The organism is Streptomyces acidiscabies (assembly GCF_020010905.1).
Lineage (GTDB): Bacteria > Actinomycetota > Actinomycetes > Streptomycetales > Streptomycetaceae > Streptomyces > Streptomyces acidiscabies.
This window is the reverse complement of the sequence record NZ_JAGJBY010000001.1, coordinates 3388986-3413171: the sequence shown is the minus strand read 5'-3', so window position 1 is coordinate 3413171 and position 24186 is coordinate 3388986. Positions and strand designations below refer to the sequence as shown.

Here is a 24186-nt window from a genome sequence, read left to right as displayed (position 1 = left end):
CTCCCTCATGCGGTACGGCGCTTGGACAAGGTGAAGCTGAAGACGAGCGCGAGGATCAGCACGGCGCCCTCGACGACGTCCTGCGTGTAGTACGGCAGGCCCTTGATGGTCAGCCCGGTGCTGATGATGCCGATGAGGACGGCGCCCAGCGCGGTCCCCCACACGTTGGGACGCCCCCGGCCGAGCACCGACGTACCGACCAGCGCGACGGCGACGGCCTCCAGGAGCTGCGAGGTTCCGGCGCTGACGTCGCCCTGCCCGATGCGGGAGGCGAGGATCAGGCCGCCGACCGAGGCGAGGACGCCGGAGATGACGTACGCGAGCGCGCGGTAGGCGCCGACGCGGATGCCGGCCAGCCGGGACGCCTCCGGGTTCGCGCCGATGGCGTACAGCACGCGCCCCCACCGGGTGCGGGCGAGGAACACCCACGCGGCGACGGTCAGCCCGCCGAAGATCAGCACGGAGACCGGGATGCCGAACACGGTCCCCCGGTCGATCTTCAGGAACCCGGCGGTGAACTTCCCGGGCGCCGTCGACCCGTCCGACATGGTCATGCCCGGCGTGATCGACTGCCCGTCGACGAGGATCAGCTTGCTGCCCTGGATGACGAACATCGTGCCGAGCGTGGCCAGCATGTCGGGGATCTTCAGGACGACGATCAGCAGCGCGTTCAGCAGACCGGCGAGGGCGCCCGCGATCAGGACGGCGACGATCGCGACCGCGCCGACCTGGTTGTGGACGACCATCGTCTGCGCCGCGACCGACACCCCGAGCCCGGCGACCGCGCCGACGGACATGTCCATGCCGCCGACAGCCATGGTGAGGGTGACGCCGAGGCCGAGGATCGCGGCGACGGACACGTACCGCAGCGTGTCGAGGAGGGTCGCCGACTCGCGGAAGGAGCCCTCGCTCAGCGCGAAGTACAGGAACAGCACGACCGTCACGAAGATGAACCCGTACTTGATGACGGCGTTCTGGACGCGGACGGCGGTGGAGGTCGCGGACGGGGTCGCCGCCTTCGTAAGGACCTCGGTGCTCTGAGTGGTGGTCATGACAGTTTCCTCAAGAAGCCGGGGTCAGACGGAGGCCGAGATGGTCTGGATCACGCGGTCGCGCTCCGCGTCCTCGCCGTACGCGTCGAGGTGGACCTCGCCCGCGGCGAGGACGACGACGCGATCGGCGGTCTCCAGGATCTCGTCGACGTCGGCGGACAGGACGAGGACGGCCGCCCCCTCGGCGGCGAGCTGACGCGCGCGGCGGCCGATGTCGCGGCGCGCACCGATGTCCACGCCTCGGAACGGTTCGTCCAGGATGAGGACACGGGGGGTCTCGGCGAGCCAGCGGCCGACGACGACCTTCTGCTGGTTGCCGCCGGACAGCTCCTCGACGGTGCTGTGCTCGTCGCGGGTGACGACGCCGAGCGCGGCGATGGTGTCCCGGCCGAGGGCGTCCTCCCTGGCGCTCTGGAGGAGGCCCATCCGGGACAGGGACTTCAGGAACGGCAGCGACACGTTCTGGGCGACCGACCAGCCGGGGACCAGCGCGTCGGCGTGCCGGTCCTCGGGGACGAGGTGGACGCCGGCGCGGATCGCGTCGGCCGGGCGGCGGGGGGCGTACGGCTTGCCGTCCAGGTCGACCGCGCCCGCGAGGAAGGGCTCGGCGCCGAACAGGCCGCGGGCCAGCTCGGTCTTGCCGGCGCCCAACAGGCCGACGACGCCGGTGACTTCACCGGCGCGCAGGTCGAGGTCGAGGGGCTGGTGCTGGGTCGGGAAGAGACGTACGCCTTTCAAAGAAAGCGCCACCTCACCGGCGGCCCCCTCGCGGACCGGGCGTGCCGTCGTCGCCTCCTGCTCCTGCGCGAGCATCGCGCGCAAGGCCGCGTCCCAGTCGAAGGGCTTCACCTGGTCCTCGGTGAGACGGCCGTCCCGCAGGACGACCAGCCGGTCGGCGAGGGCGTCGATCTCGCCGAGGCGGTGGGAGACGTACAGCACGGCGATGCCGTCCTCGCGCATCTTCTCCACCAGGGCGAAGAGGCGCTCGGCCTCGGCTGCGGAGAGCGCGGAGGTCGGCTCGTCGAGGATGAGCAGGCGGGGGCGGGTCGCGAGGGCGCGGGCCAGGATCAGCAACTGGCGGTCGGAGATGCCGAGTTCGGTGACGTCGCGGCGCAGGACCGCGTCGCTCCAGTCGAGGCCGAGGGCCGCCTGGATCTCGCGGGCGCGGGCCAGCGTACGGCGGCCGTTGAGGAAGGGGTTGCCGCGTTGCTGCGCGAGTTCCTCGAAGACGAGGTTCTCGGCGACGGAGAGGCCGGGGACGATGCCCTCACCGATCCGCTGGTGCACGGTCTGGATGCCCAACTTGCGGGCGGCGGACGGGGATTGGAGGGCCACGGGGGCGCCCGCGACCCGCACCTCGCCGCCGTGTCCCGCGTGCACGCCGGACAGGATCTTGATCAGCGTCGACTTCCCGGCACCGTTCGCGCCGAGCAGCGCGACGACGGTGCCGGGGGTGATGTCGAGGGAGACGGAGGCGAGGACGGTCTTGCCGCCGAACGCCATGCTGACGTCGGTGAGGCCGACGGCCGGGGTCTCCGCAGAAGCCGGTGTCTCAGTGGGCGACATTCGCGATCCAGTCCGCGGTCGACACCTGGGACAGGTTCAGCGCCGGCAGCGCCGTCCGCAGCTGGTCCATGTTCGCGATCTTCTTCTCGCGCAGGAAGTCCTGGGTGATGGCGACCGCCGGGAACTCGACGGTCGTCCTGCCGAGCTGGCCGGCCAGCTCCAGGGCCGTCGTACGGACGACCGCCGCGCCGACCGCCGACGGGTCCGTACCCGCCGTGGCCACCCACGGGCTGTCGGCGGCCGTCATCTGCTGGATGTCCGCGTTGGAGACGTCCGCGCCGAAGACCTTGGTCTTGTCCTGGAGCTTCTTGTTCTGGACGGCGAGGACGGTGCCCTTGGCGAGCTCGTCGTAGGGCGCGAAGACGCCGGTGACGTCGGAGTTCTGGGTCAGCGCGGCCGAGACCAGCGGCACGTTGTCCGTGGCGGTGGAGTCGGTGACCTTGCCGACCTTGAACGCCTGCTTCCAGCCCTGCGCGGTGACCTCGGTCTTCCAGACGGAGTCCCGCTTGTCGAGGGCGGCGTACCCGGCGACGTTGACGTACCCGACCTTGGCGTTCTTGCCGAGGGACTTCGCCATGACGTCCAGGACGGCCTGGGCCATGCTCGCGTCGTTCTGGCGGGTGGTGACGACGCCCTTGGTGGCCGTCTCCACGTCGTACACGACGACCTTGATGCCCTTCTTGACGGCCTCGTCGATCTCCGGCTGGATCGTCGCCGGGAAGCCGTGGTCGACGATGATCGCCTTGGCGCCGGAGTTGATCGCGGAGGAGAGGTCGGTGGCCTGCTTGGCGTTGTCGGCCTGCGCGTCGTACACCGTCAGGTCGATGCCCAGCGCCTTGGCCTGGGCCTTCGCGCCGTTGCCCCACTGCTCGAAGTAGTCGCCGGCGCCGCTCTGGCGGACCAGGGCCACCTTGACCGCGCCCGAGGCGAAGGGTGCGGGCTTCTTGCCGGTGGCGGCCTTGGCGGCGGCGGCCGAGTCGCCGCTCGTCTTGGTGGAGGCGTCCGAGGACTGGGAGCAGGCGCTCAGCGCGAGGGCGGAGACGGACACCAGCGAGAGCGCGGCGAGAGGCAGGCGGGTACGGGACATGAGGGGCTCCAGGTACGGGTGGTGCGAAAGAAATGCGCCATCTGGCGCGCGCCGGGGGAGGCGAGGGGGCGGAGGCGAGGGCTCCGGGAACGGTCGGTCAGCGACAGCTGGCTGTGGTCGACCGGAGCAAGTCCACGTACAGCCGCCGCACGAGCAGCAGCGTCTTCATACACAGATCATGAGAACGGTTTCAGCCAAACGTCAAAGGTGTAAAAGGGGATTCTCACGGAATGAGACAACGACTACGTCACACCGGGTGATCGTCCGCCCTGGAGTTACCATCGCGGGACCGGCACCTGCCCCTTTCCTCCCCGACCGTCCGCAGCCCGTCTCGGCATCCGGACGGACCGGCCCTTCCAGACAGATCCTGGAGCTGCTGTCATGACCCTCCTGACCACCTGGTCCGAATCCGGCCCCGAGACTCAGATCCGCCGGACCTCCGACCCCGCCGAGATCGCCGAGGCGCTCAAGCCGCTGGGCGTGCGCTACGAGCAGTGGCCGATCCGCGAGGACGTGCCGTTCGACGCGGACAGCGAGACAGTGTTCTCGGCATACGGACCGGAGATCGAGAAGCTGAACGCGGAGGAGGGCTTCACCACGGTCGACGTCCTCGGTCTGCACCCCAGCGACGACCCGGAGTTCCCGGCGAAGGCGAAGGCCGCGCGCGCGAAGTTCCTCCAGGAGCACACGCACGACGACGATGACGAGGTCCGCTTCTTCGTCTCCGGCTCCGGCATCTTCTACCTGCACGTGAACGGCGAGGTCCACGCGGTGTTCTGCGAGAAGGGCGACCTGCTGGGCGTGCCGCGCGGGACGACGCACTGGTTCGACATGGGCACCAACCCGTCGTTCACCGCGATCCGCTTCTTCCACGAGGAGGACGGCTGGATCGGCAACTTCACCGGTTCCCCGATCGCGTCCCGCTTCCCGGACTACGACACGATCGCCGCCGGGTACGTCGCGTGACGCTCCGGTACGCCGTCGACGCCGTGGTGCTCGACATCGAGGGCACCACGAGCGCGACGGGGTTCGTGGTGGACGTGCTGTACCCGTACTCGCGCGACCGGTTCGCGGAACTGCTGTCTCAGCGGGCGGACGAACCCGAGGTCGCGCGGGCCATCGCGCAGGTCCGTGAGCTGTCGGGCGAGCCGGACGCCGATGCCGCCGCGATCGAGAAGACGCTGAACGCGTGGCTGGACGAGGACCGCAAGGCGACGCCGCTGAAGACCCTCCAAGGGATCATCTGGTCCGAGGGCTTCGCGCGGGGCGACCTGGTCTCGCACTTCTACGACGACGTCGTCCCCGCGCTGCGCGCCTGGCACGCGGCCGGTGTCCGGCTGTACGTCTACTCCTCGGGGTCCGTCGCGGCGCAGCGGGCGTGGTTCTCCTCGACGCCGGACGGCGATCTCCTGCCGCTGACCTCGGGGCTGTACGACACGGAGAACGCCGGGCCCAAGCAGGAAGCGGCGTCCTACCGCCGTATCGCCTCGGCGGCCGGGGTCGAGGCGTCCCGGCTCCTCTTCCTCTCCGACCGGCCCGGTGAGCTGGACGCGGCCCGCGAGGCCGGGTGGCACGCGGTCGGGATCCGGCGGCCCGGGGAGCCGTACTTCGAGCAAGGCGTCGGGGACCATGCGCAGGCCGGGTCCTTCGACGAGATCACCGTTTCCAGGAGCACGTCATGACCGCCGACATCACCGCGCAGGACCTCCACGAGGCGGGGGCCGTGCTCGCCGCCGAGTCCGCCCGGTTCGCCTCCTTCGGCTGGATGCGGGGGACCTCCGGCAACCTGTCTGTGGTGCTGTCCCGGGAGCCGCTGCGGCTCGCGGTGACGGCGAGCGGGCACGACAAGGGGGAACTCACGCCTGCCGACGTGGTGTTGGTCGACGGGCAGGGTGCGGCGGTGCGGGGCGGCAAGCCGTCCGCCGAGGCCGAACTCCACGCGCGGGTCGCCGCGTTGACCGGGGCGGGGGCTGTCGTCCACGTCCACACGGTCGCGTCGGTGACGATGGGGCACCGGCAGCCGGGGGGCATTCCGTTCCGGGACATCGAGATGCTGAAGGGTGTGGGGCAGCCCGCGCACGACGTCGAGGTGATCCTGCCGGTCATCGCCAACAGCCAGGACATGAAGGAGTTGGGCGACCGGCTTGAGGAGGCGCGGAATCCCTTGATGCCGGCGGTGGTTGTGGCCGGGCACGGGCTGTACGTGTGGGGGGCGGATCCGCGGCAGGCTCGGCATCACACCGAAGTCGTGGAGTGGTTGCTGGAGTTGGAGCTGGCGAGGCGCTGAGCGCTTGCACGAGAAGGGGGACCCGGTGAGTCGGGTCCCCCTTCTTCTATGACGTCTTCTTTTATGACGTCCCGTCTACTTGAGGCGCTCTCCCGGCAGTTCGCCCGCCGATACCTCCAACACCCCGCGTTCCGTGACCAGTCCGGTGATCAGGCGGCCCGGGGTGACGTCGAACGCCGGGTTGTGGCCCCGGGACTCGGCCGGGGCCATGCGGATGCCGCCCCACTCCAACACCTCGTCCTCGCCCCGGAGTTCGATGTGGATGTCGTCGCCGGTGGCCGTGGCGAGGTCGACGGTCGTCGTGGGGGCCGCGACCAGGAACGGGATCCCGGCATCGGCGCACGCGAGGGCGACGCCGACCGTGCCGACCTTGTTCGCGGTGTCGCCGTTGGCGGCGATGCGGTCGGCGCCGACGATGGCCGCGTCGACCTCGCCGCGCAGGATCGTGCCGGCGGCGGCGCCGTCCGCCTGGACGTAGTGCGGGATGCCCTCCTGGACCAACTCCCAGGCGGTGAGCCGCGATCCCTGGAGCAACGGCCGCGTCTCGTCGGCGTACACGACCTCGACCCGCCCCCGCGCGTGGAGTTCGCGGACGACGCCGAGGGCCGTGCCCCAGCCGGTCGTGGCGAGGGCGCCGGTGTTGCAGTGGGTGAGGATGCGCAACGGCCGGTCGACGCCGGCCTTCTTGATCAGCCAGTCCGCGCCGTGGACGCCCATCGCGCGGTTCGCCTCGACGTCCTCGCGCTGGACGGCGGCGGCCTCCTCCAGGACGGCGTCGAGTCCCTCGGCGTACCGGGTCATGACGCGGTCGACGCAGGCCATGAGGTTGACGGCGGTGGGGCGGGCCTCGCGGATGCGGGCGACGGCGTCCAGGATCTGGAGGTCGGTCCACCCCTCGCGCTCGCCCTGGATCAGCGCGACGGCGACGCCGTACGCACCGGCGACGCCGATCGCGGGAGCTCCCCGGACGACGAGCCGCTGGATCGCGTCGATCAGGGTGTCCACATCGCGGACGTCCATGGTCTCGGTGCGGTGCGGCAGGAGGGTCTGGTCGATCAGCGCGAGACCGGATCCGGTCCAGTCGACGGCACGCAGTTCCTGGGACATAAGGGATCGCTCCTGGGGGTCCTGTGGTGTCCGACACCGTACATGACCTTGGAGAACCACAGTTCGAGACGGTCTGTCCGTTGGCCGAAACCGGGTGGTACAGTCCACCACCGATTTGACTGGCCGAGGCTGAGTCCTTCCCCACCTCAGTCACCGCTGAACCCTCTGGAAGACCCCTCCCCCAGCGCTCTCGTGGCCCGGCACCGTCGCCCCCACGGAGTGCCGCTCGCCATACCCGGAAGGCCTCCCCCGATGCACCGCAGACTCCACCGCACCCGCCGGCAGCGCCGCACCCTCCAGCTCACGGCGCTCGCCGCAGGCACGGTCCTCCTCGCGACCGCCTGCAACGCCGCCGCGAAGAAGGACACCAGCGCCTCCGGCACTTCCGGCAAGTCGTTCACGCTGGTCACCCCGGACGCCGTGGGCCAGAACGAGTTCCTGAAGCTCGCGGTCACCGGCGTCGAGGCGGCGGCGAAGGAGCACGGCGGCTCGCAGAAGGTGTACCAGTCCACGGACACCGCGTCTCAGCAGCAGAACGTCCAGGCGGCCGTGGACGCGAAGCCGGACGTCATCGTCCTGGTCGGCTTCGAGTTCGCGGACATCGTCGCGCAGCAGGCGCAGAAGAACCCGGGCCAGCAGTTCCTGATCGTCGACGCGTGCACGCCGAAGACGTACAAGAACGTGAGCTGCGCGGTCTTCCGCGAGCACGAGGGCGTCTACCTCGCGGGCGCCGAGGCGGGTCTGCTGTCCAAGTCGGGCAAGGTCGGCGCGGTCGACGTCCTCGACACCCCGCAGTTCCGCCGCTACAGCGACCCGTTCGCGGCCGGCGCGAAGAAGGTCGCGCCGAAGACGTCCACGGGGACCCGGTTCGTCGGTGGCCAGTCCCCCTTCGACGACTCGGCGCGCGCGAAGGAGCAGGCGAACACGCTTCTCTCGCAGGGCTACGACCAGCTGATGGCGGCGGCTGCGGCCGGGAACTACGGCGTCTTCGAGGCGGCGAAGGCCAAGGGCGCGTTCGCGTACGGCGTGGACGTGAACCAGTGCGTCTCGTCCCCCGGGACGGTCGTGGACAACGTGATCAAGCGCACGGACATCGCCGTCCAGAAGGGCATCGACGCGGTGCTCGGCGGCAAGGCGGGCACGACCGTGTCGTACGGCCTGAAGGAGGGCGGCATCAGCCTGACCGGCCTGGAGGCCGGGGTGGCGACCTCGAAGTGCGTGATCGCCCAGCATCCGGACGTGCTGACCAAGGTGAAGGCGCTGCGCGACCAGATCGTCTCCGGTGAGCTGACCGTCGATGACCCCGCCGCCCAGTAGTCACGCGGTCGAGCTGCTGGGGATCACGAAGCGGTTCCCCGGCACGCTCGCCAACGACTCCGTCGACCTCGCCGTCTCGCACGGTGAGATCCACGCTCTGATGGGTGAGAACGGCGCGGGCAAGTCGACGCTCATGTCGGTGCTGTACGGCATGCTGCGCCCCGACGCCGGGACGATCCGCGTGGACGGCCGCGAGGTCGCCTTCGCGAACCCGTCCGACGCGATGGCCGCCGGGCTCGGGATGGTCCACCAGAGCTTCAAGCTGTTCGACTCGCTGACGGTCGCGGAGAACGTCGTGTACGCCGCCGAGCCGCGCCGCTTCGGCCTGGTGGACCGGAAAGCGGCCCGGCGCCGGGTGCGGGAGCTGGCCGAGGAGCACGGCCTCGCGGTCGAACCGGACGCGCGGGTCGGGGAGTTGCCGGTCGGGCTGCGGCAACGCGTGGAGATCCTCAAGCTGTTGCACCGGGGTGCGCGCACGCTGATCCTCGACGAGCCGACGGCCGTGCTGACCCCGGCGGAGGCGGACGCCCTGTTCGCCGTCCTCAAGTCCCTTGCAGCACAGGGGCGTTCGGTCATCCTCGTCACGCACAAGCTGCGTGAGGTGCTGGAGGGTTCGGACCGGGTGACGGTCCTGCGGGACGGGCGGGTCGTGTCGCGGCTGGTGACCGCCGGGACCTCGGCGGAGGAGATCGCCGCCGCGATGACGGGGCGGGCCGTGGAGCTGAACCGGGTGCACGCGGCGGGGACGCCGGGTGACACGGTGCTCGACGTGCGCGGCCTCTCGGCCCAAGGTGTCCACGATGTGGACCTCACCGTCCACGCCGGGGAGATCGTCGGGATCGCGGGCGTCGCCGGGAACGGGCAGAGCGAGCTGGTCGAGGCGCTGGCGGGGCTGCGGCCGGTCACCGGTGGACGCGTCCGCGTCCAGGGCCGCGACCTCACGCACGCCTCCGCCGCCGAACGGCGCGCGCACGGGCTGGCGTACGTCCCCGAGGACCGGTACGCGGTCGGTACGGCGCCGGCGGCGAGCGTCGCGGAGAACCTCGCGATGGGACACCACCGCACCTCGCTGTCCCGGCGCGGCCTGCTGGCCCCCGGCGCGGTCCGCGAGCACGCGCGCACGCTGGTCGAACGGTTCGGCGTGAAGACGGCGTCCACCTCGGCGCCGGCCTCCTCCCTGTCCGGCGGCAACCTCCAGAAACTCCTCATCGGCCGCGAACTCGCGCACGAGGCACCCCTGTTGCTGGTGGAGCAGCCGACCCGGGGCGTCGACATCGGCGCCGTACAGAACATCCACGACCAGCTGATCGCGTACCGGGACGCCGGGCACGCGGTGCTCCTCGTCTCCGCCGAACTGAGCGAGATCCGGGGTCTCGCGGACCGGGTACTGGTGATGTACGAGGGGCGGGTGACGGCGTCGTACGGGAAGGAAGAGGCGGACGAGCGGACGTTGGGGCTCGCGATGGCGGGCGGAAATGAAGGCATCTGATATGACCGTCGCACGCATAACCACCACCCTCCGCTCCCCCGTCACCACCTCCGTCCTCGCCGGCCTCCTCATCGGCGCCCTCTTCCTCCTCGGCACCGGCTCCGACCCCCTCACCGCGTACGACGCCGTCCTGACCGGCGCGCTCGGCGCGGACGGCATCGGGGCGACGCTGACCACCACGACCAGCGTCCTGGGCCTCGCCCTCGCACTGGCCGTCCCGCTGCGGGCCGGGCTGATCAACCTCGGCGGCGACGGACAGATGGTGCTGGGCGGGATCACAGCGGCGACGACGGCCCTGTACTCCCCGCTCCCGGCGCCCCTGACCGTCGTCCTGGCCCTCCTCGCGGGGATGGCCGTAGGCGCCGGGTACGCCGTGCTCGCCGCCCTCTGCGAGAACCGTTTCGGCGTCCCACTGCTGGTCAGCAGCCTGTTGCTGAGCTACCCGGCGGTGTCACTGGCGTCGTACCTGGCCCGGTACCCGCTGAAGGAGCCGGGCTCCAGCCTCCCCCAGACGCGGGCGTTCCCGGACGGCGTGTCCCTGCCGACGTTCGGGGACTCGACGGTCACCGTCGGCCTGGTCCTCGTCGTCCTCGCGGCGGCGGCCTACTGGTTCACGGACAAGCGGACCGCGTTCGGGTACGAGATCCGGATGACGGGCCTCAACTCCCGTTTCTCCGCGTACGCCGGGGTCGAACGGGCGGGCCTGACAGTGAAGTTGATGGCGGTGTCGGGTGCGCTCGCCGGACTCGTGGGCGCGATCGGGGTGTTGAGCTTCCCGTACCGCTTCGTGGACGGCTCGCTGACCGCACCCGGCTACACCTGGACCGGACTCACGGCGGCCCTGCTGGCGACGGCGGCCCCGGTCGGCACGGTGATCGCGTCGTTCTTCTTCGCGGTCCTCCAGGTCGGCGGGCTCGCGATGGAGCGGACGACGGAGGTGCCGCGCGAGCTGACGCAGGTGCTCCAGGCGATCGTGATCGTGTTCCTGGCGGCCCGACTCCGGTTCCCGCAGCGGCTGTTCAGGAAGCTGAGGCCGTCCGGGAAACCGGAGCCGTCCGAGAAGTCCCCGAAAGCGGAGGCCGTCTGATGTTCTTCGACTCCGACCTCCTGATGTCGGCCCTGCGCGCCCTCACCCCGATTCTCCTCGCCGCCCTCGGCGGGGCGATCTGCGAGCGCGCGGGCGTGTTCAACATCGGCCTCGAAGGCATGATGCTGCTGGGCTGCTTCACAGCGGTCGCCACGAGCTGGTTCACCGGCAGCCCCTGGCTCGGTGTCCTCGCAGCGGCCCTCGCGGCGGCGGCGTACTCGCTGATCCTCGCGGTCGGCGCGGTGACGCTGAAGGGCGACGCGGTGGTGCTCGGCATCGCCATGAACCTCCTAGCGGTCGGCCTGACGAGTTTCCTGCTGCGCACGGTCTTCGGCGTGCAGGGCACGTTCAGCGACCCGAGTCTCAACGGCCTTCCCCTGGTGGGGGGTTTCACCCCGCTCGCGTACCTGTCGTGGCTCGCGGTGGCCGTGGCCGCGCTCGTGCTGTCCCGGCACGTGTGGGGCCTGAGGCTGCGCGGCGTCGGTGAATCCCCGGACGCCGCCGCGACGTTGGGGGTCAGCCCGGCGAAGTACCAGTACGGGGCCGTACTGTTGTCCGGCGTGCTGTGCGGACTCGCCGGTGCCCAACTCGCCCTGGGGAACGTCACGTTGTTCACCGAGAACATGACGGCGGGCCGTGGCTGGATCGCGGTCGTCGCGGTGATGCTGGGCCGCGCGCTGCCGGTCGGCGTGCTGCTGGCGGCGCTGCTGTTCGGCCTCGCGGAGGCGGTCGGCTTCCGCCTCCAGGGCGTCGGCCTCCCCCAGCAGGCCACCGACGCCGCGCCGTACGTCGTCACGCTCGGCGCCCTGTTCCTGTCGACGGCCCGCCGCCGTCGCCGTATCCCTTCCTCTGGAGCCCTCTCATGACGCAGGACCTCCTGCCGATCACCCGAATTCCCCGTACCGGCCTGCCGGTTCACGCGGTCGTCGTCGGCGACCCGGCCCGCGCCGCCGCCGTGGCCGGGCTGCTCGACGGGGCGGCCGAGGTGTCGTACCACCGTGAGTACCGTGTCTTCAGCGGGAGTTGGAAGGGCCTGCCGGTCGTCGTCGCCTCGCACGGGGTGGGCGCGCCGGGCGCGAACCTCCTCTTCCAGGAGCTGGCGGACGCCGGTGTGCGGACGATCCTGCGGTTCGGTACGGCGGGTGCGATGAAGCCGGGGATCGCGGACGGCGACCTGGTGATCGCCGAGGCGGCGGTCCGGGACGACGGTGTCACCCAGCAGCTTCTGCCGCCGGAGTACCCGGCGTTCGCGACCCCCGAGGCGGTCCTCGCCCTCCAGCGGGCGGCCCGCGAGACCGGCGCCCCGCACCACCGGGGCGTCGTCTGGACCCGTGCCGCCTTCCAGCCGGGCCACCTCCCCCTGTTCGCGTACACGGGTGTCGGCCTCGCCGCGATCGAGATGGAACTCTCCGCGCTCCTGGTCACGGCGTCCCTGCGGGGCCTGACGGCGGGCGGCGTCCTCGTCGTGGACGGCGCGAACGCCGACGAACTCGTCGACGAGGAGGGGGACAGCGTGTACGACCCGCACCGGGACGTCGTCGCGGAGGGCGTCGAGCGCGGTGCCGTGGTCTCGTTGGAGGCGCTGCGGCTGCTGGCGGAGGAGAACTCCCGGTGAGCATCGACCTGTTGGTGCACGGGGGTGACGTCCTGACGGTGGACGACGCCGGAACTGTCGTACCCGAAGGCGCGGTTGCGATCCACGACGGCGAGATCGTCGCCGTGGGTCCCACCGAGGAACTCCAACAGCGTTACGAGGCCCGGGAGTTCATCGACGCCTCGGGATGCCTCGTCCTGCCGGGGTTCGTCAACACGCACACCCACCTCGCGATGACCCTCCTGCGCGGCCGTGCCGACGACGTCACTCTCCAGGGCTTCCTGGAGCGGGTGTTGAAGTGGGAGGCCGAACTCCTCACGCCGGAGAACGTGGCGGCGGCGGTACGGCTCGCGGCGGCCGAGTCCATCAAGGCCGGGGTCACCACCGCGCTGGACATGTACTGGTTCCACGAGGCGGCCGAGCAGGTCGCGCGGGAGGCGGGCTGGCGGCTGCTGACCGGGCCGACGTTCATGGACGTCCCCGAGCCGCCGGACGGGATGACGTTCGAGGCGCGAACTGCCTGGGCGCGTAAGGACCTTGAGGCCCACACCCGCGTCCGCCCCGTCCTCTTCGCCCACTCCGCCTACACCCTCTCCCCCGCCCAGCTCACCGAAGTCTTCGCCCTGGCGAGGGAGTTCGGCGCGCTGATCCACATCCACGCGGCGGAGAACGCCACCGAGGTCGCGACGGTCGAGGTCAAGTACGGGAAACGCCCTGTGGAGTTGCTGGACTCCCTCGGCCTCCTCGGCCCCGACGTGCTGCTCGCGCACGCCGTCGACCTGACCGGCCCGGAGATCGCCGCGCTGGCCCGCACCGGCACCTCGGTCGCCCACTGTCCCGTGTCGAACCTGAAGCTGGGCTGCGGCATCGCCCCCGTACCGAGGCTGCTCGGCGCGGGCGTCACCGTCGGCCTCGGCACGGACGGCGCGGTCAGTTCCAACACGCTGGACGTGCTGGGCGCCGTACGGCAGGCCGCGCTGGTGCACAAGGCGGGCGGGGACCCGACAGCGGTCGGTGCCGAGCAGGCCGTACGGATGGCGACCGCCTGGGGTGCGCGGGCGCTGGGGCTCGGGGACCGGATCGGGTCGCTGGAGGCGGGCAAGCGGGCGGATCTCGTCGTCGTGGACCTGTCGGGACCGCATCTGCGGCCCCTGCACGACCCGTGGTCGACGCTGGCGTACGCGGCGCGCGCCGACGACGTGCGGGACACGGTCGTCGACGGGAGGGTCCTGCTGCGGGGGCGGGCGCTGACCACGCTGGACGAGCGTTCGGTGGTCGCGGATCTGGAGTCACTGATCGTCTGAACCCTCATAATGGCCGCTAGACCTCCGATGTCTGGGGTGTCGGAAACACGCACGCATGGGAGGCCGGCATGGCAGTCACCGACGAGGCGATCGAGAAGATCAAGGGAATGATCGTCTCGGGTGCGCTGCGCCCCGGCGACCGGCTGCCGAAGGAGAGCGAACTCGCCGCCGAACTGGGCCTGTCGAGGAACTCCCTGCGGGAGGCGGTGCGCGCGCTGTCGCTGATCCGCATCCTGGACGTGCGCCAGGGCGACGGCACGTACGTCACCAGCCTGGACCCCCAACTCCTGCTGGAGGCGCTGAGTTTCGTCGTCGACTTCCACCGCGACGACACCGTCCTGGAGTTCCTCGCGGTGCGCCGCATCCTGGAGCCGGCCGCGACGGCGATGGCGGCGCTGCGCATCAGCGAGCAGCAACTCGACGCGCTGACAGCCCAGTTGGACCGGCTCGGCGACGGCCCCTCGGTGGAGGAGCTGGTCGCGTGCGACCTGGAGTTCCACCGGGGGATCGTGCAGAGCGCCGGGAACTCGGTGCTGTGCTCGCTGCTGGACGGCCTGTCGGGGCCGACGACGCGGGCCCGGATCTGGCGGGGTCTGACGCAGGAGGACGCGGTGGCGCGGACCCTGCACGAGCACCGGGCGATCCTGGAGGCGCTGCGGGACCGGGACGCGGAGGCGGCGCGGTCGTGGGCGACGGTGCACATCGCGAGCGTGGAGCAATGGCTGCGGGCAAGTCTGTGAAACCGGTTTCTGTGCGTTTGCGGTCAGGGGTGTCCGACGGCTCCGGACGGGGCAGTGATCCGTTCACTCCCCCGTCGACGGGGGCTGCGGGCGCCCTTGCCGCACGCCGTAAGGTTGGGTGGTCAGGCGAGGGCACGTCGGAAGGAGGCGCTGGGTGATCGAGCTGGAGGGAGTTCCCGAGCTGATCGACCCAGTCATGGTGGCCGCGTTCGAGGGCTGGAACGATGCCGGCGACGCCGCCTCCACCGCCGTCATGCACCTGGAGCGGGAGTGGAAGGGCGAGGTGTTCGCGGCGCTGGACGCCGAGGACTACTACGACTTCCAGGTGAACCGCCCCACGGTGTTCATGGACGGCGGCGTGCGGAAGATCACATGGCCGACGACGCGGTTGTCGGTCGTGCGGATCGGCGGCGAGAAGCCGCGGGACCTGGTGCTGGTGCGCGGCATCGAGCCGTCGATGCGCTGGCGGTCTTTCTGCAACGAGTTGCTGGGTTTCGCGCATGAGCTGGGCGTCGAGCTGGTGGTGATCCTGGGCGCGCTGCTCGGTGACACCCCGCACACGCGTCCGGTGCCGATCAGCGGGACGACGTCCGATCCGGACCTCGCGCGCCGGATGGACCTGGAGGAGACCAAGTACGAGGGCCCGACGGGCATCGTCGGCGTCCTCCAGGAGGCGTGCACGCACGCGGGCGTACCGGCGGTGTCGCTGTGGGCGGCCGTCCCGCACTACGTGTCGCAGCCCCCGAACCCGAAGGCGACGCTGGCGCTCCTCAACCGCCTCGAAGACCTCATCGACGTCCGCATCCCCCTCGGCGAGCTGGCCGAGGACGCACGCGCCTGGCAGGTCGGCGTGGACCAGCTCGCGGCCGAGGACACCGAGGTCGCGGAGTACGTCCAGACGCTCGAAGAGGCCCGCGACACCGCGGAGTTGCCGGAGGCGTCCGGCGAGGCGATCGCCCGCGAGTTCGAACGCTACCTGCGCCGCCGCGACCCCAACGACCCGAACGAGAAGACACGCCCCCCCAGGCCGCCGAAGGCCACGGGGGACGACGACGATTCGTCGGAGGACTGAGCAGCGGGGAACGCGGAAGCGGTAGAGGCACTGACCCCAGTACCTCTACCGCTTCGGTATTACGCCGGTACCGCGACCACCGCGTACGCCGTCTGAGGCGTCGGCGCCGTCGAGAACCGCGCGTTGGGCAGGTACAGCCGCCCCTTGTACGCGGCGGCCGTCGTCGGCACGTCGAAGTCCGTGTCGGTGATCCGCCGCAGGAACACCCCACTACGGCCGTCGGCGGCCAGCCGGAACACGTCGACCGCGTTCTGCTGGTTCTGTACGACGTACAGGAGCCGTCCGTCGCGCAGCAGCCCGTCGCCGTTGGTGAGCGGCGCCGCGCCCCCGAGGTCGACGAGCTTGGTCACGCCGGTGCGCGGGTCGACCCGGTGCAGCGCGCCCACGCCGGACTGCACGACGAGCAGCGCCGACCCGTCGGGCGTACGCGTGATCCCGTTGGCGTTGAAGACCTCCCCGGGGACCTGCGCCCAGTCGCCGGTCAGGGGGAGGTGCACGACCTCGTCGGCGGCCGGGAGCGCGCCGTCGCGGCCGAGGGGGAGGGCGTAGAGGGTGGGCTGGAAGGAGTCGGTGAACCAGGCGGCGCGCGGGGTGAGGAAGACGTCGTTGGCGAAGGTGGGGGTCGCCGTGGTGAGCCGGTAGGAGGCGAGGATCTCGCCGCTGCGGGCGTCGACGACGCGCGCGCCCTCGCCGCGTCCGGCGATGAACAGGCGGCCTCTGTCGTCGAGTTTGAGGCCGACGGAGGGGGTGCCGGGTCCGGCGGAGATGATCGTGCCCTCGCCGGTGCGCAGGTCGGCGCGGTAGATGGAGCCGTCGCCGAGGGAGCCGAGGTAGGCGTAGGGGGCGCGGCCGATGGCGATGCCTTCGGGCTGGAAGCCGTTCGGGAGGGGTATGAGGTCGGGCCAGGCGGCGTGGGGGCTCGCGTGAGCCGTCGTGCCCGTTGCCGTGCCGATGGCGGCGGCGCCGAGTGCCGCCGCGCCGGCGGTGAGCATCCGGCGGCGGGAAAAGGGGTGTGCGAAGGAACCGTGCGTGGGTGCCACGGAACATCCTTCCGCGTGCGGGGACCGGTAGTTGGCCGATCCGGCGGTCAACTGGAACCCCACCCCATCACAACTGCCGCGCTGGACACAGGGGTTGACAGGTCATCGACAGCGTGAGGGGTGGTTCACCCGTACCGGTGACACGTGCCGGTACGGGTGAACCACCCCTGTTCGCTTCGGCGTTGCCCTTACAGGGCAACGCCCAGAAGAGCGTCCACCGCGCGGGAGACTACCCCGGGTGCGCCGATGTCCGTGCCGCCCTGTTCCTGCTGGCGGGAGGCCCAGCGGTCGACGGCGTCGAGGGCGGCCGGTGCGTCGAGGTCGTGCGCGAGCGCGTCGCGGATCTCCTGGACGAGGGGCTCGGCCTCGGGGCCGTCGGGGCGGGAGACGGCGGCGCGCCAGCGCGCGAGTCGGGCCTCGGCGTCGGCGAGGACCTGGTCGGTCCACTCCCAGTCGGCGCGGTAGTGGTGGGCGAGGAGCGCGAGGCGGATGGCGGCCGGGTCGACGCCCTCGCGGCGCAGCTGCGAGACGAAGACGAGGTTGCCCCGGGACTTGGACATCTTCTCGCCGTCCAGGGCGACCATGCCGGCGTGGACGTACGCCTTGGCCATGGGGAACTCGCCGGTCAGCGCGTGCGCGTGGGAGGCGCCCATCTCGTGGTGCGGGAAGACGAGGTCGGAGCCGCCGCCCTGCACGTCGAAGCCCATGCCGAGGTGTTCCAGGGCGATGGCGACGCACTCGATGTGCCAGCCGGGCCGGCCGCGCCCCAGGGAGGCGCCGTCCCAGCTCGGCTCGCCCTCGCGGGCGGCCATCCACAGCATCGGGTCGAGGGGGTTCTTCTTGCCGGCCCGGTCGGGGTCGCCGCCGCGCTCGGCGGACAGCAGGCGCATCGCGGCGGCGTCCAGGTTGGACACCTTGCCGAAGTGCGGGTCGGCCTCGACGGAGAAGTAGATGTCCCCTTCGAGCTCGTACGCCGCTCCGCAGTCCCGCAGGCGCTCCACGAGCGGCACGATGCCGGGTATGGCCTCGACGGCGCCTATGTACTGCTGCGGGGGCAGCATCCGCAGGGCGGTCATGTCCTCGCGGAAGAGCGCGGTCTCCTTCTCGGCGAGCGCGACCCAGTCCACGCCGTCGCGCTCGGCGCGCTCCAGCAGCGGGTCGTCCACGTCGGTGACGTTCTGGACGTAGTGAACCTGCCGCTTGGTGTCGAGCCACACGCGCTGCACGAGGTCGAACGCGTTGTAGGTCGCCGCGTGTCCGATGTGCGTGGCGTCGTACGGCGTGATGCCGCACACGTAGATACGGGCGACGGGACCGGGGTCGAGGGTGACGAGGTCACCGGTCGCGGTGTCGTGGATCCTCAGGTCGCGGCCCTGACCAGGCAGGGCGGGGACCTCGGAAGCGGGCCAGGCATGCATGTCATGAGCGTAACCGGACCGTAGTTCGGTATACGAACCGGAGAGCGCCGGATGACGGAAAAGGCGGTCTTGCGTGGATCAGGGGGATGTGCAGGGTGGGTGGGGAGGTGTGCGTGAGGTTTTCAGACCGGTGGCCAGGGGATCGCGGGCCACTCGCCACTGGGCTCCGGGTGCTTGCCGGTGGTGAGCAGGTCGTCGACCCGCGCGCGGGTGGCGTCCAGCTCGGCCGGGGTGATGAGGGGCGTGAGGGTCGCCGTGAGGGCTCCGGAGGGCTCCAGGGCCCCTCTGAGGGCCTTGAGCGCCGTCAGGGCCTCGTCGGTCAGGGAGTCGCCCGCCCAGCCCCACAGGAGCGTACGGAGCTTGTTCTCGGCGTTGAAGGTGACGCCGTGGTCGATGCCGTAGAGCAGGCCGTCGGCGGTGGGCAGGAGGTGGCCGCCCTTGCGGTCGGCGTTGTTGATGACGGCGTCCAGGACGGCGAGGCGGCGCAGCCGGTCGTCGTCGGCGTGCACCAGGAGCGCCGTCCGGCCCTCCCCGACCTCGGCGAACCCGATGGCCTTCCAGCCCGGCTCCGGTTCCTCCGTGTCGACGAGCGCGAGGAGTTCGGCCTCGGGGGACGCCTCGATCCACAGCTGGCACATGCCCTCGCCGTAGGGGCCGTCGCGCAGGACGGTCGGCGGGATCAGGCCCCAGCCGGTCGCGGCGGACACCTCGTACGCGGCGACCTCGCGCTGCGCGAGCGTGCCGTCGGGGAAGTCCCACAGGGGCCGTTCCCCGGCGACGGGCTTGTACACGCAGGCCGCCTCCCGGCCGTCGTGGGTCACGGTGCAGTACAGGGCCGCGTTGGAGGCGTCGCTGATGCGCCCGCGCACGGTCAGCTCACCGCGAGCCAGGAGCAGCGTGTCCGCGGGTTCGACGGTGGTCACGCCCCTCGCCGGTATCCGTTCTGGCGCGGACATACGTGTCCCTCCGGGTCGAGCGGCAGGCTGCACAGCGGGCAGGGCGGGCGGCCCGCGTTGACGACGTCCAGGGCGCGCTTGGCGAACGCGCGCGCCTGTGCGCCGGTGAGGCGGACCCGCAGCATCGGGGGGCCGTTCTCCTCGTCCTGGAGGAGGCGTTCCTCCGCCTCGGCGAGGTCCTCGTCGGTGTCCGCGTCGAGTTCCACGAGGGCCTGCGCCTCGACGATCATGCGCTGTTCCTCGCCGTCCCAGGCGAGGGCCATGGTGCCGACCCGGAACTCCTCCTCGACGGGTGCGTCGAGGGGGCGGGTGTCGGGGGTCTCGGCGGGGGCGACGGCGGGTACGGCGGCGTTTCCGCCGCTGCGGCGCACGACCTCGTCCAGCAGTTCGTCCATGCGCTCGGCGAGCGCGGCGACCTGGGTCTTCTCCAGCGCGACGCTGGTCACCCGGGGGCCGGCGACGGCCTGGAGGAAGAAGGTACGGCGTCCGGGCAGTCCGACCGTGCCGGCCACGAAGCGGTCCGGCGGATCGTAGAGGAACACCTGACGGGACACGTCCTGTCTCCAGTAAGAGTCGTGGGTCGGATTACGTCCTGCGCGTGTACGCGCGCTGCGCGGACCGCTTCACCCTACTGCGGGCGACGATCACGGTGCGCCCGCACCGCCTCCCACGGTCGCTTGCCCGGTGGGAGGCTCTTCACGCGGGGCGAGGGAGGAGAGATCGCCGGTGTCGCCGAGGCGGACCAGGAAGGGGCGCAGGCGCGTGTAGCGGATCGCGGTCACGGAGCACGGTTCGACGGAGATGCGCTGGAACAGGTCGAGGTGCAGGCCGAGGGCGTCCGCGACGAGCGCCTTGATGATGTCGCCGTGGGAGCACATGAGGTAGACGGCGCTCTCGCCGTGGTCGCGCTCCACGCGCGCGTTCCACTCGCGTACGGCTTCGGCGGCCCGGGTCTGCATGGAGCGCATGGACTCGCCGCCGGGGAAGGCGGCGGCCGAGGGGTGGGCCTGGACGACCTCCATGAGGGGGTCGCCGCTCAGTTCGGCGAGTTTCCGTCCGCTCCAGTCGCCGTAGTGGGCCTCCCCGATGCGTTCGTCGGAGTGCGCGGTGATCCCGCGCGCGTCCAGGAGGGGCCGTACGGTCTCCTGGCAGCGCTGGAGGGGGCTGGTGACGACTTCCGCTATCGGCAGTCCGTCGAGCCGTCCGGGCAGGGCGGCGGCCTGTGCGGTGCCGCGTTCGTCCAGGGTGACGCCGGGCGTCCAGCCGGCGAGCACTCCGGAGGTGTTGGCGGTGGACCTGCCGTGCCTGAGGAGGATGAGGGTGGGCATGCGGCCAGGGTAGGTGTCCGCGCGCGTGCGCCGTCCTGCGGGCGAAGGGAGAATCTCTCCGTGATCGTCGACTGTGCCGTCTACCGTGAGGGCCGCCGGGTGGCGGGTCCGCCGGACTTCTCCGACGCGCTGGCCGGGGCGCGGGCCTGCGGCGGCTTCGTGTGGATCGGGCTGCACGAGCCCACGGAGGACGAGTTCGCCCTCGTCACCGAGGAGTTCGGCCTCCACCCGCTGGCCGTGGAGGACGCCCTCAAGGCGCATCAGCGGCCCAAGCTGGACGTGTACGACGACTCGCTGTTCGTCGTCCTCAAGCCGGTCGGGTACGACCAGGACCGCGACACCGTCTCGGCGGGCGAGGTGATGGTCTTCCTCGGCGAGGGCTTCGTCGTCACCGTCAGACACGGCCAGGACGCCCCTCTGGCGGCCGTACGGCACCGTCTGGAGACCGAGAGGCCCGAACTCCTCGCGAAGGGCCCCACGGCCGTCCTGTACGCGATCTCGGACGCCGTCGTCGACCGGTACCTGGAGGTCGCCACCGAGCTCCAGACCGACCTGGAGGGGCTGGAGGCGGAGGTGTTCTCGCCGGACGGCGGGGACTCGCGCGGGGCCGCGTCGCGGATCTACACCTTCAAGCGCCAGGTCCTGGAGTTCCGGCGGGCCACCGGTCCGCTCACCCTGCCGCTGACCCGGCTGTCGGGGTCCTACGGCACGCCCGTGCCGTTCGTCCACGACACGTCCCGGCCGTTCTTCCGGGACGTCGGCGATCACCTCGCGCGCGTGAACGAGTCCGTCGAGGGGCTCGACCGGCTCGTCTCGGACATCCTGTCGGCCCACCTGGCGCAGATGAGCGTCCGGCAGAACGACGACATGCGGAAGATCTCCGCGTGGGCGGCGATGGCGGCGGTGCCGACCATGATCGCCGGGATCTACGGCATGAACTTCAAGCACATGCCGGAGCTGCGGTGGGTGTGGGGGTACCCGGCGGTGATCCTGGTCATGGCCGTGTTCGAGGTGGCGCTGTACCGGCTGTTCAAGCGCCGGGGGTGGCTGTAGGGCGGTACGTCGGTCGGACAACTCACCCGTCCGACGTACCCCCACCCCGTAACCCCGCGCGTGCAGTGACGTTGTTCCTCACAGTCGGCCGTGGCGGGGAGACCCCCGAGCCCCCGCCACGGTCGTGGAACCCTCCGAGGAGTGTTCCCGGCGTGGTTACGCCACTCCGGACAGCTCCAGGGCCTCCACGCCCGCGCGCAGGGCCGCGAGGCGTTCTTCGAGGGTGAAGCCCGCGGGGGCGAGGGTGAGGGTGGTGACGCCCACCGCGGCGTAGGACTTCATGCGGTCGGCGATGCGGTCCACCGAGCCGAGGAGGGCCGTCTTGTCGATCAGGTCGTGGGGGACGGCCGCCGCCGCGCCGGTCTTGTCGCCGGACAGGAACTTGTCCTGGATCTCCGCCGCCTCCGACTCGTACCCCATGCGCTGGGCCAGCTGGTTGTAGAAGTTCTGCTTGCGGCTGCCCATGCCGCCGACGTACAGGGCCGTGTACGGGCGGAAGGTGTCCGCGAGCTTCTCGACGTCCTTGTCGTCGCCCAGGGCGAGCGGCAGGGTCGGGCAGACGTCGAAGCCTTCGAGGGTGTGGCCGGCCTTCTCGCGGCCCGCGCGGATGTATTTCAGCGCGGTGTCCTCCAGGTGCTCGGCGGAGGGGAAGATCAGGAGCGCGCCGTCGGCGATCTCGCCGGTCTGCTCCAGGTTCTTCGGGCCGATCGCGGCGATGTAGAGCGGGATGTGCTCGCGCTCGGGGTGCACGGTCAGCTTGATCGGCTTGCCGGGCCCGCCGGGCAGCGGAAGCGTCCAGTGCTCGCCCTCGTACGACAGGCGCTCGCGGGTCATCGCCTTGCGGACGATCTCGACGTACTCGCGCGTGCGGGCCAGCGGCTTGTCGAACTTGACGCCGTACCAGCCCTCGGAGACCTGCGGTCCGGAGACGCCGAGGCCGAGGCGGAAGCGCCCGCCGGACAGGGAGTCCAGCGTCGCGGCGGTCATCGCGGTCATCGCGGGCTGGCGGGCCGGGATCTGGAAGATGGCCGAGCCGACGTCGATCCGCTCGGTCTTGGCGGCGACCCATGTCAGCACGGTCGCCGCGTCCGAGCCGTACGCCTCGGCCGCCCAGCACACGGCGTAGCCGAGCCGGTCGGCCTCCTGCGCCACGGCGAGGTTGTCCCCGTCCATCCCGGCACCCCAGTACCCGAGGTTGATCCCGAGCTGCATTGGCCGCATCCCCTTACCGATCAGTAACGTCCCTTGTGGACAGACCATAGCGCGCACCCGGGTACGGCCGTCAGTGGCGGCCTCACGATCCACAACCTGCGGATTCGGTTATCCACAGGCCACCCACCGCCCGGTTCTGGCCAGTAATCTCGGCGTTCATGGAGCAGAGGCATCTCGGCCGCACCGGCCTGCGCGTGTCCCGTATCGGGCTCGGCACCCTGACCTGGGGCCGTGACACGGACGAGCACGACGCGGCGGACCTCTTGAAGACGTTCTGGGAAGCGGGCGGCACCCTCGTCGACACGGCGGACGTGTACGGCGACGGGGATGCCGAGTACCTGCTGGGCCGCCTCATAGAGGGCCTGGTCCCGCGCCGGGACCTGATCATCGCGACGAAGGCGGGCAGCGTGCCCGACCCCGACCGCCGCTACGACGGTTCCCGGGGGCACCTGCTGGCCGCGCTGGACGCGTCGCTGGCCCGCCTCGGCACGGACTACGTGGACGTGTGGCACATCCACGCGTACGACCCCCACACGCCGATGGAGGAGACCCTCCAGGCCCTCGACATCGCTGTCTCCAGCGGGCGTGCGCGGTACGCGGGCGTCTCCAACTTCTGCGGCTGGCAGATCGCCAAGGCGGCCACCTGGCAGCTCGCCGCGCCCGGCACGCGTACGCGGCTGTCCAGCACGCAGATGGAGTACTCGCTCCTCCAGCGCGGCATCGAGCGCGAGGTGCTGCCGGCCGCGATCGACCTCGGCATCGGGCTGCTGCCCTCCTCGCCGCTCGGGCGCGGTGTCCTCACCGGCAAGTACCGGGGCGACGCCCTCCCGCCCGACTCCCGCGCCGCCTCCGACCACTTCGCGCCGTTCGTCGAGCCCTACCTCGACGACACGGCCAGCCGCATCGTCGACGCGGTGACGACCGCCGCCGACGGCCTCGCGGTCACCCCGCTGCACGTCGCCCTCGCCTGGGTCCGCGACCGGCCCGGCGTCGCCGCGCCCATCATCGGTCCGCGCAACGCGCAGCAGCTCAGCGCCGCGTTGTCAGTGGAGGCCCTTACGCTTCCAGACGAGATCTGCCGGGCCCTCGACGATGTGTCGGCGCCTGTGCACCGCTATCCCGATCACGACTGGAGCACGCTGTGACCACGGACCCGGAGACCACGGAGAACGAAACGCCGGGGGCACCGGAGGGGGGAGCTGATGCGGGTCTCGCCGGGGGCGGAGGCAGCGGGGGTGGAGAGGACGCCGGGAGCGTCGAGGCCGAGGAGCCTGCGCGTCCGGTGGCCGTGGGCGGGGAGATCGAGGCCGGGGAAGCGGGTCTCGCGGGGAGTGGGGGTGGAGTGGACGTCGGGGATGACGAGAGCGCGGAGGGTGAGGTTGCCGGCGGGGAGGAGGCCGCGGAAGGCGACGCGAGCGGGGAGACCGGCGGCGCGGAAGGCTCCGGCGAGGCTCAGAAGGGGGAGGCCGCGGCTCCC

23 protein-coding genes are annotated in these 24186 nt (G+C 71.3%); 13 read left to right on the top strand and 10 right to left on the bottom strand.

What is annotated here, in order from left to right; genetic code table 11:
* Positions 1-5: 5 nt before the first annotated feature.
* The 3 genes from J8M50_RS15855 to J8M50_RS15845 are packed head-to-tail and all read right to left on the bottom strand — an operon-like array spanning position 6 to position 3705.
* The gene (locus J8M50_RS15855) at positions 6-1052 is read right to left on the bottom strand and encodes an ABC transporter permease (RefSeq protein WP_010350337.1); all 1047 of its coding nucleotides are present in this window, start codon (positions 1050-1052) and stop codon (positions 6-8) included.
* A gap of 24 nt (positions 1053-1076) precedes the next feature.
* The gene (locus tag J8M50_RS15850; protein ID WP_010350338.1) at positions 1077-2618 is read right to left on the bottom strand and encodes a sugar ABC transporter ATP-binding protein; all 1542 of its coding nucleotides are present in this window, start codon (positions 2616-2618) and stop codon (positions 1077-1079) included.
* On the bottom strand, positions 2605-3705 hold the full coding sequence (locus J8M50_RS15845; RefSeq protein WP_010350339.1) for a substrate-binding domain-containing protein: 1101 nt from the start codon (positions 3703-3705) through the stop codon (positions 2605-2607). Before J8M50_RS15845 ends, J8M50_RS15850 begins: the two co-directional genes overlap by 14 nt.
* A 381-nt stretch (positions 3706-4086) precedes the next feature.
* On the opposite strand from J8M50_RS15845, the gene J8M50_RS15840 reads away from it, so the two are divergent.
* From J8M50_RS15840 to mtnB, 3 genes are read left to right on the top strand one after another with little or no spacing between them, the layout of a single operon-like run.
* On the top strand, positions 4087-4671 hold the full coding sequence (locus J8M50_RS15840) for a 1,2-dihydroxy-3-keto-5-methylthiopentene dioxygenase (RefSeq protein WP_010350341.1): 585 nt from the start codon (positions 4087-4089) through the stop codon (positions 4669-4671).
* A complete protein-coding gene (gene mtnC / locus J8M50_RS15835) occupies positions 4668-5387 on the top strand; it encodes an acireductone synthase (protein WP_010350342.1) in 720 nt (239 codons plus the stop codon). Before J8M50_RS15840 ends, mtnC begins: the two co-directional genes overlap by 4 nt.
* Positions 5384-5992 carry a methylthioribulose 1-phosphate dehydratase gene (mtnB, locus tag J8M50_RS15830; RefSeq protein WP_010350343.1) on the top strand — a complete coding sequence of 203 codons (609 nt, stop codon included), beginning with the start codon at positions 5384-5386 and terminating at the stop codon, positions 5990-5992. The genes mtnC and mtnB overlap by 4 nt, the downstream gene beginning before the upstream one ends.
* A 75-nt stretch (positions 5993-6067) precedes the next feature.
* Here mtnB and mtnA read toward each other — a convergent pair whose 3' ends face one another.
* Positions 6068-7099 carry an S-methyl-5-thioribose-1-phosphate isomerase gene (gene mtnA / locus J8M50_RS15825; RefSeq protein WP_010350344.1) on the bottom strand — a complete coding sequence of 344 codons (1032 nt, stop codon included), beginning with the start codon at positions 7097-7099 and terminating at the stop codon, positions 6068-6070.
* 252 nt (positions 7100-7351) lie between these two features.
* Between mtnA and J8M50_RS15820 the strand changes: the two genes are divergently transcribed.
* The 8 genes from J8M50_RS15820 (at position 7352) to J8M50_RS15785 (ending at position 15702) form a co-directional block, all read left to right on the top strand.
* Positions 7352-8416, top strand: coding sequence for a BMP family ABC transporter substrate-binding protein (locus J8M50_RS15820; protein WP_010350346.1), 1065 nt, complete (start codon positions 7352-7354; stop codon positions 8414-8416).
* The gene (locus tag J8M50_RS15815) at positions 8397-9905 is read left to right on the top strand and encodes an ABC transporter ATP-binding protein (RefSeq protein ID WP_010350347.1); all 1509 of its coding nucleotides are present in this window, start codon (positions 8397-8399) and stop codon (positions 9903-9905) included. Before J8M50_RS15820 ends, J8M50_RS15815 begins: the two co-directional genes overlap by 20 nt.
* 1 nt (position 9906) lies before the next feature.
* Positions 9907-10992, top strand: coding sequence for an ABC transporter permease (locus tag J8M50_RS15810; protein WP_010350348.1), 1086 nt, complete (start codon positions 9907-9909; stop codon positions 10990-10992).
* Positions 10992-11858: an ABC transporter permease gene (locus tag J8M50_RS15805; RefSeq protein ID WP_010350349.1), complete on the top strand. Its 867-nt coding sequence runs from the start codon at positions 10992-10994 to the stop codon at positions 11856-11858. The genes J8M50_RS15810 and J8M50_RS15805 overlap by 1 nt, the downstream gene beginning before the upstream one ends.
* Complete coding sequence (locus tag J8M50_RS15800; protein ID WP_010350350.1) at positions 11855-12607, top strand: nucleoside phosphorylase; 753 nt, start codon at positions 11855-11857, stop codon at positions 12605-12607. The genes J8M50_RS15805 and J8M50_RS15800 overlap by 4 nt, the downstream gene beginning before the upstream one ends.
* Complete coding sequence (locus J8M50_RS15795) at positions 12604-13890, top strand: amidohydrolase (protein WP_010350351.1); 1287 nt, start codon at positions 12604-12606, stop codon at positions 13888-13890. The genes J8M50_RS15800 and J8M50_RS15795 overlap by 4 nt, the downstream gene beginning before the upstream one ends.
* A 68-nt stretch (positions 13891-13958) precedes the next feature.
* Positions 13959-14630: a FadR/GntR family transcriptional regulator gene (locus J8M50_RS15790; RefSeq protein WP_010350352.1), complete on the top strand. Its 672-nt coding sequence runs from the start codon at positions 13959-13961 to the stop codon at positions 14628-14630.
* Between the two features lie 154 nt (positions 14631-14784).
* Positions 14785-15702 carry a PAC2 family protein gene (locus tag J8M50_RS15785; protein WP_010350353.1) on the top strand — a complete coding sequence of 306 codons (918 nt, stop codon included), beginning with the start codon at positions 14785-14787 and terminating at the stop codon, positions 15700-15702.
* A gap of 59 nt (positions 15703-15761) precedes the next feature.
* On the opposite strand, the gene J8M50_RS15780 is transcribed toward J8M50_RS15785, so the two are convergent.
* The 5 genes from J8M50_RS15780 to J8M50_RS15760 form a co-directional block, all read right to left on the bottom strand.
* Entirely contained in the window at positions 15762-16742 is a 981-nt protein-coding gene (locus J8M50_RS15780; protein WP_010350354.1) for an SMP-30/gluconolactonase/LRE family protein, read from the bottom strand.
* A gap of 188 nt (positions 16743-16930) precedes the next feature.
* Positions 16931-18160: a cysteine--1-D-myo-inosityl 2-amino-2-deoxy-alpha-D-glucopyranoside ligase gene (gene mshC, locus J8M50_RS15775; RefSeq protein ID WP_010350355.1), complete on the bottom strand. Its 1230-nt coding sequence runs from the start codon at positions 18158-18160 to the stop codon at positions 16931-16933.
* A 122-nt stretch (positions 18161-18282) separates the two neighbouring features.
* The gene (locus J8M50_RS15770; protein WP_263303514.1) at positions 18283-19116 is read right to left on the bottom strand and encodes an SCO1664 family protein; all 834 of its coding nucleotides are present in this window, start codon (positions 19114-19116) and stop codon (positions 18283-18285) included.
* A complete protein-coding gene (locus J8M50_RS15765) occupies positions 19080-19670 on the bottom strand; it encodes a DUF3090 domain-containing protein (protein WP_010350357.1) in 591 nt (196 codons plus the stop codon). The genes J8M50_RS15770 and J8M50_RS15765 overlap by 37 nt, the downstream gene beginning before the upstream one ends.
* A 90-nt stretch (positions 19671-19760) precedes the next feature.
* A complete protein-coding gene (locus J8M50_RS15760; protein ID WP_010350358.1) occupies positions 19761-20444 on the bottom strand; it encodes a histidine phosphatase family protein in 684 nt (227 codons plus the stop codon).
* Positions 20445-20504: 60 nt separating this feature from the next.
* On the opposite strand from J8M50_RS15760, the gene corA reads away from it, so the two are divergent.
* Positions 20505-21497 (top strand): magnesium/cobalt transporter CorA, encoded by a 993-nt coding sequence (gene corA / locus J8M50_RS15755; protein WP_010350359.1) that lies wholly within the window; start codon positions 20505-20507, stop codon positions 21495-21497.
* 156 nt (positions 21498-21653) lie between these two features.
* Here the strand turns inward: corA and J8M50_RS15750 are convergent, their stop codons facing one another.
* Positions 21654-22709, bottom strand: coding sequence for an LLM class F420-dependent oxidoreductase (locus J8M50_RS15750; RefSeq protein WP_010350360.1), 1056 nt, complete (start codon positions 22707-22709; stop codon positions 21654-21656).
* A gap of 158 nt (positions 22710-22867) precedes the next feature.
* Here J8M50_RS15750 and J8M50_RS15745 point away from each other — a divergent pair, with 158 nt between their 5' ends.
* Positions 22868-23854, top strand: a complete 987-nt coding sequence (locus J8M50_RS15745) for an aldo/keto reductase (RefSeq protein WP_010350361.1) — start codon at positions 22868-22870, stop codon at positions 23852-23854.
* Positions 23855-24186: the final 332 nt, after the last annotated feature.

Coding starts and splice junctions, on each gene's coding strand:
- J8M50_RS15855 (WP_010350337.1), bottom strand. CDS start 1,052: ATGACCACCACTCAGAGCACCGAGGTCCTTACGAAGGCGGCGACCCCG.
- J8M50_RS15850 (WP_010350338.1), bottom strand. CDS start 2,618: ATGTCGCCCACTGAGACACCGGCTTCTGCGGAGACCCCGGCCGTCGGC.
- J8M50_RS15845 (WP_010350339.1), bottom strand. CDS start 3,705: ATGTCCCGTACCCGCCTGCCTCTCGCCGCGCTCTCGCTGGTGTCCGTC.
- J8M50_RS15840 (WP_010350341.1), top strand. CDS start 4,087: ATGACCCTCCTGACCACCTGGTCCGAATCCGGCCCCGAGACTCAGATC.
- mtnB (WP_010350343.1), top strand. CDS start 5,384: ATGACCGCCGACATCACCGCGCAGGACCTCCACGAGGCGGGGGCCGTG.
- mtnA (WP_010350344.1), bottom strand. CDS start 7,099: ATGTCCCAGGAACTGCGTGCCGTCGACTGGACCGGATCCGGTCTCGCG.
- J8M50_RS15820 (WP_010350346.1), top strand. CDS start 7,352: ATGCACCGCAGACTCCACCGCACCCGCCGGCAGCGCCGCACCCTCCAG.
- J8M50_RS15815 (WP_010350347.1), top strand. CDS start 8,397: ATGACCCCGCCGCCCAGTAGTCACGCGGTCGAGCTGCTGGGGATCACG.
- J8M50_RS15810 (WP_010350348.1), top strand. CDS start 9,907: ATGACCGTCGCACGCATAACCACCACCCTCCGCTCCCCCGTCACCACC.
- J8M50_RS15805 (WP_010350349.1), top strand. CDS start 10,992: ATGTTCTTCGACTCCGACCTCCTGATGTCGGCCCTGCGCGCCCTCACC.
- J8M50_RS15800 (WP_010350350.1), top strand. CDS start 11,855: ATGACGCAGGACCTCCTGCCGATCACCCGAATTCCCCGTACCGGCCTG.
- J8M50_RS15790 (WP_010350352.1), top strand. CDS start 13,959: ATGGCAGTCACCGACGAGGCGATCGAGAAGATCAAGGGAATGATCGTC.
- mshC (WP_010350355.1), bottom strand. CDS start 18,160: ATGCATGCCTGGCCCGCTTCCGAGGTCCCCGCCCTGCCTGGTCAGGGC.
- J8M50_RS15770 (WP_263303514.1), bottom strand. CDS start 19,116: ATGTCCGCGCCAGAACGGATACCGGCGAGGGGCGTGACCACCGTCGAA.
- J8M50_RS15760 (WP_010350358.1), bottom strand. CDS start 20,444: ATGCCCACCCTCATCCTCCTCAGGCACGGCAGGTCCACCGCCAACACC.
- J8M50_RS15750 (WP_010350360.1), bottom strand. CDS start 22,709: ATGCAGCTCGGGATCAACCTCGGGTACTGGGGTGCCGGGATGGACGGG.
- J8M50_RS15745 (WP_010350361.1), top strand. CDS start 22,868: ATGGAGCAGAGGCATCTCGGCCGCACCGGCCTGCGCGTGTCCCGTATC.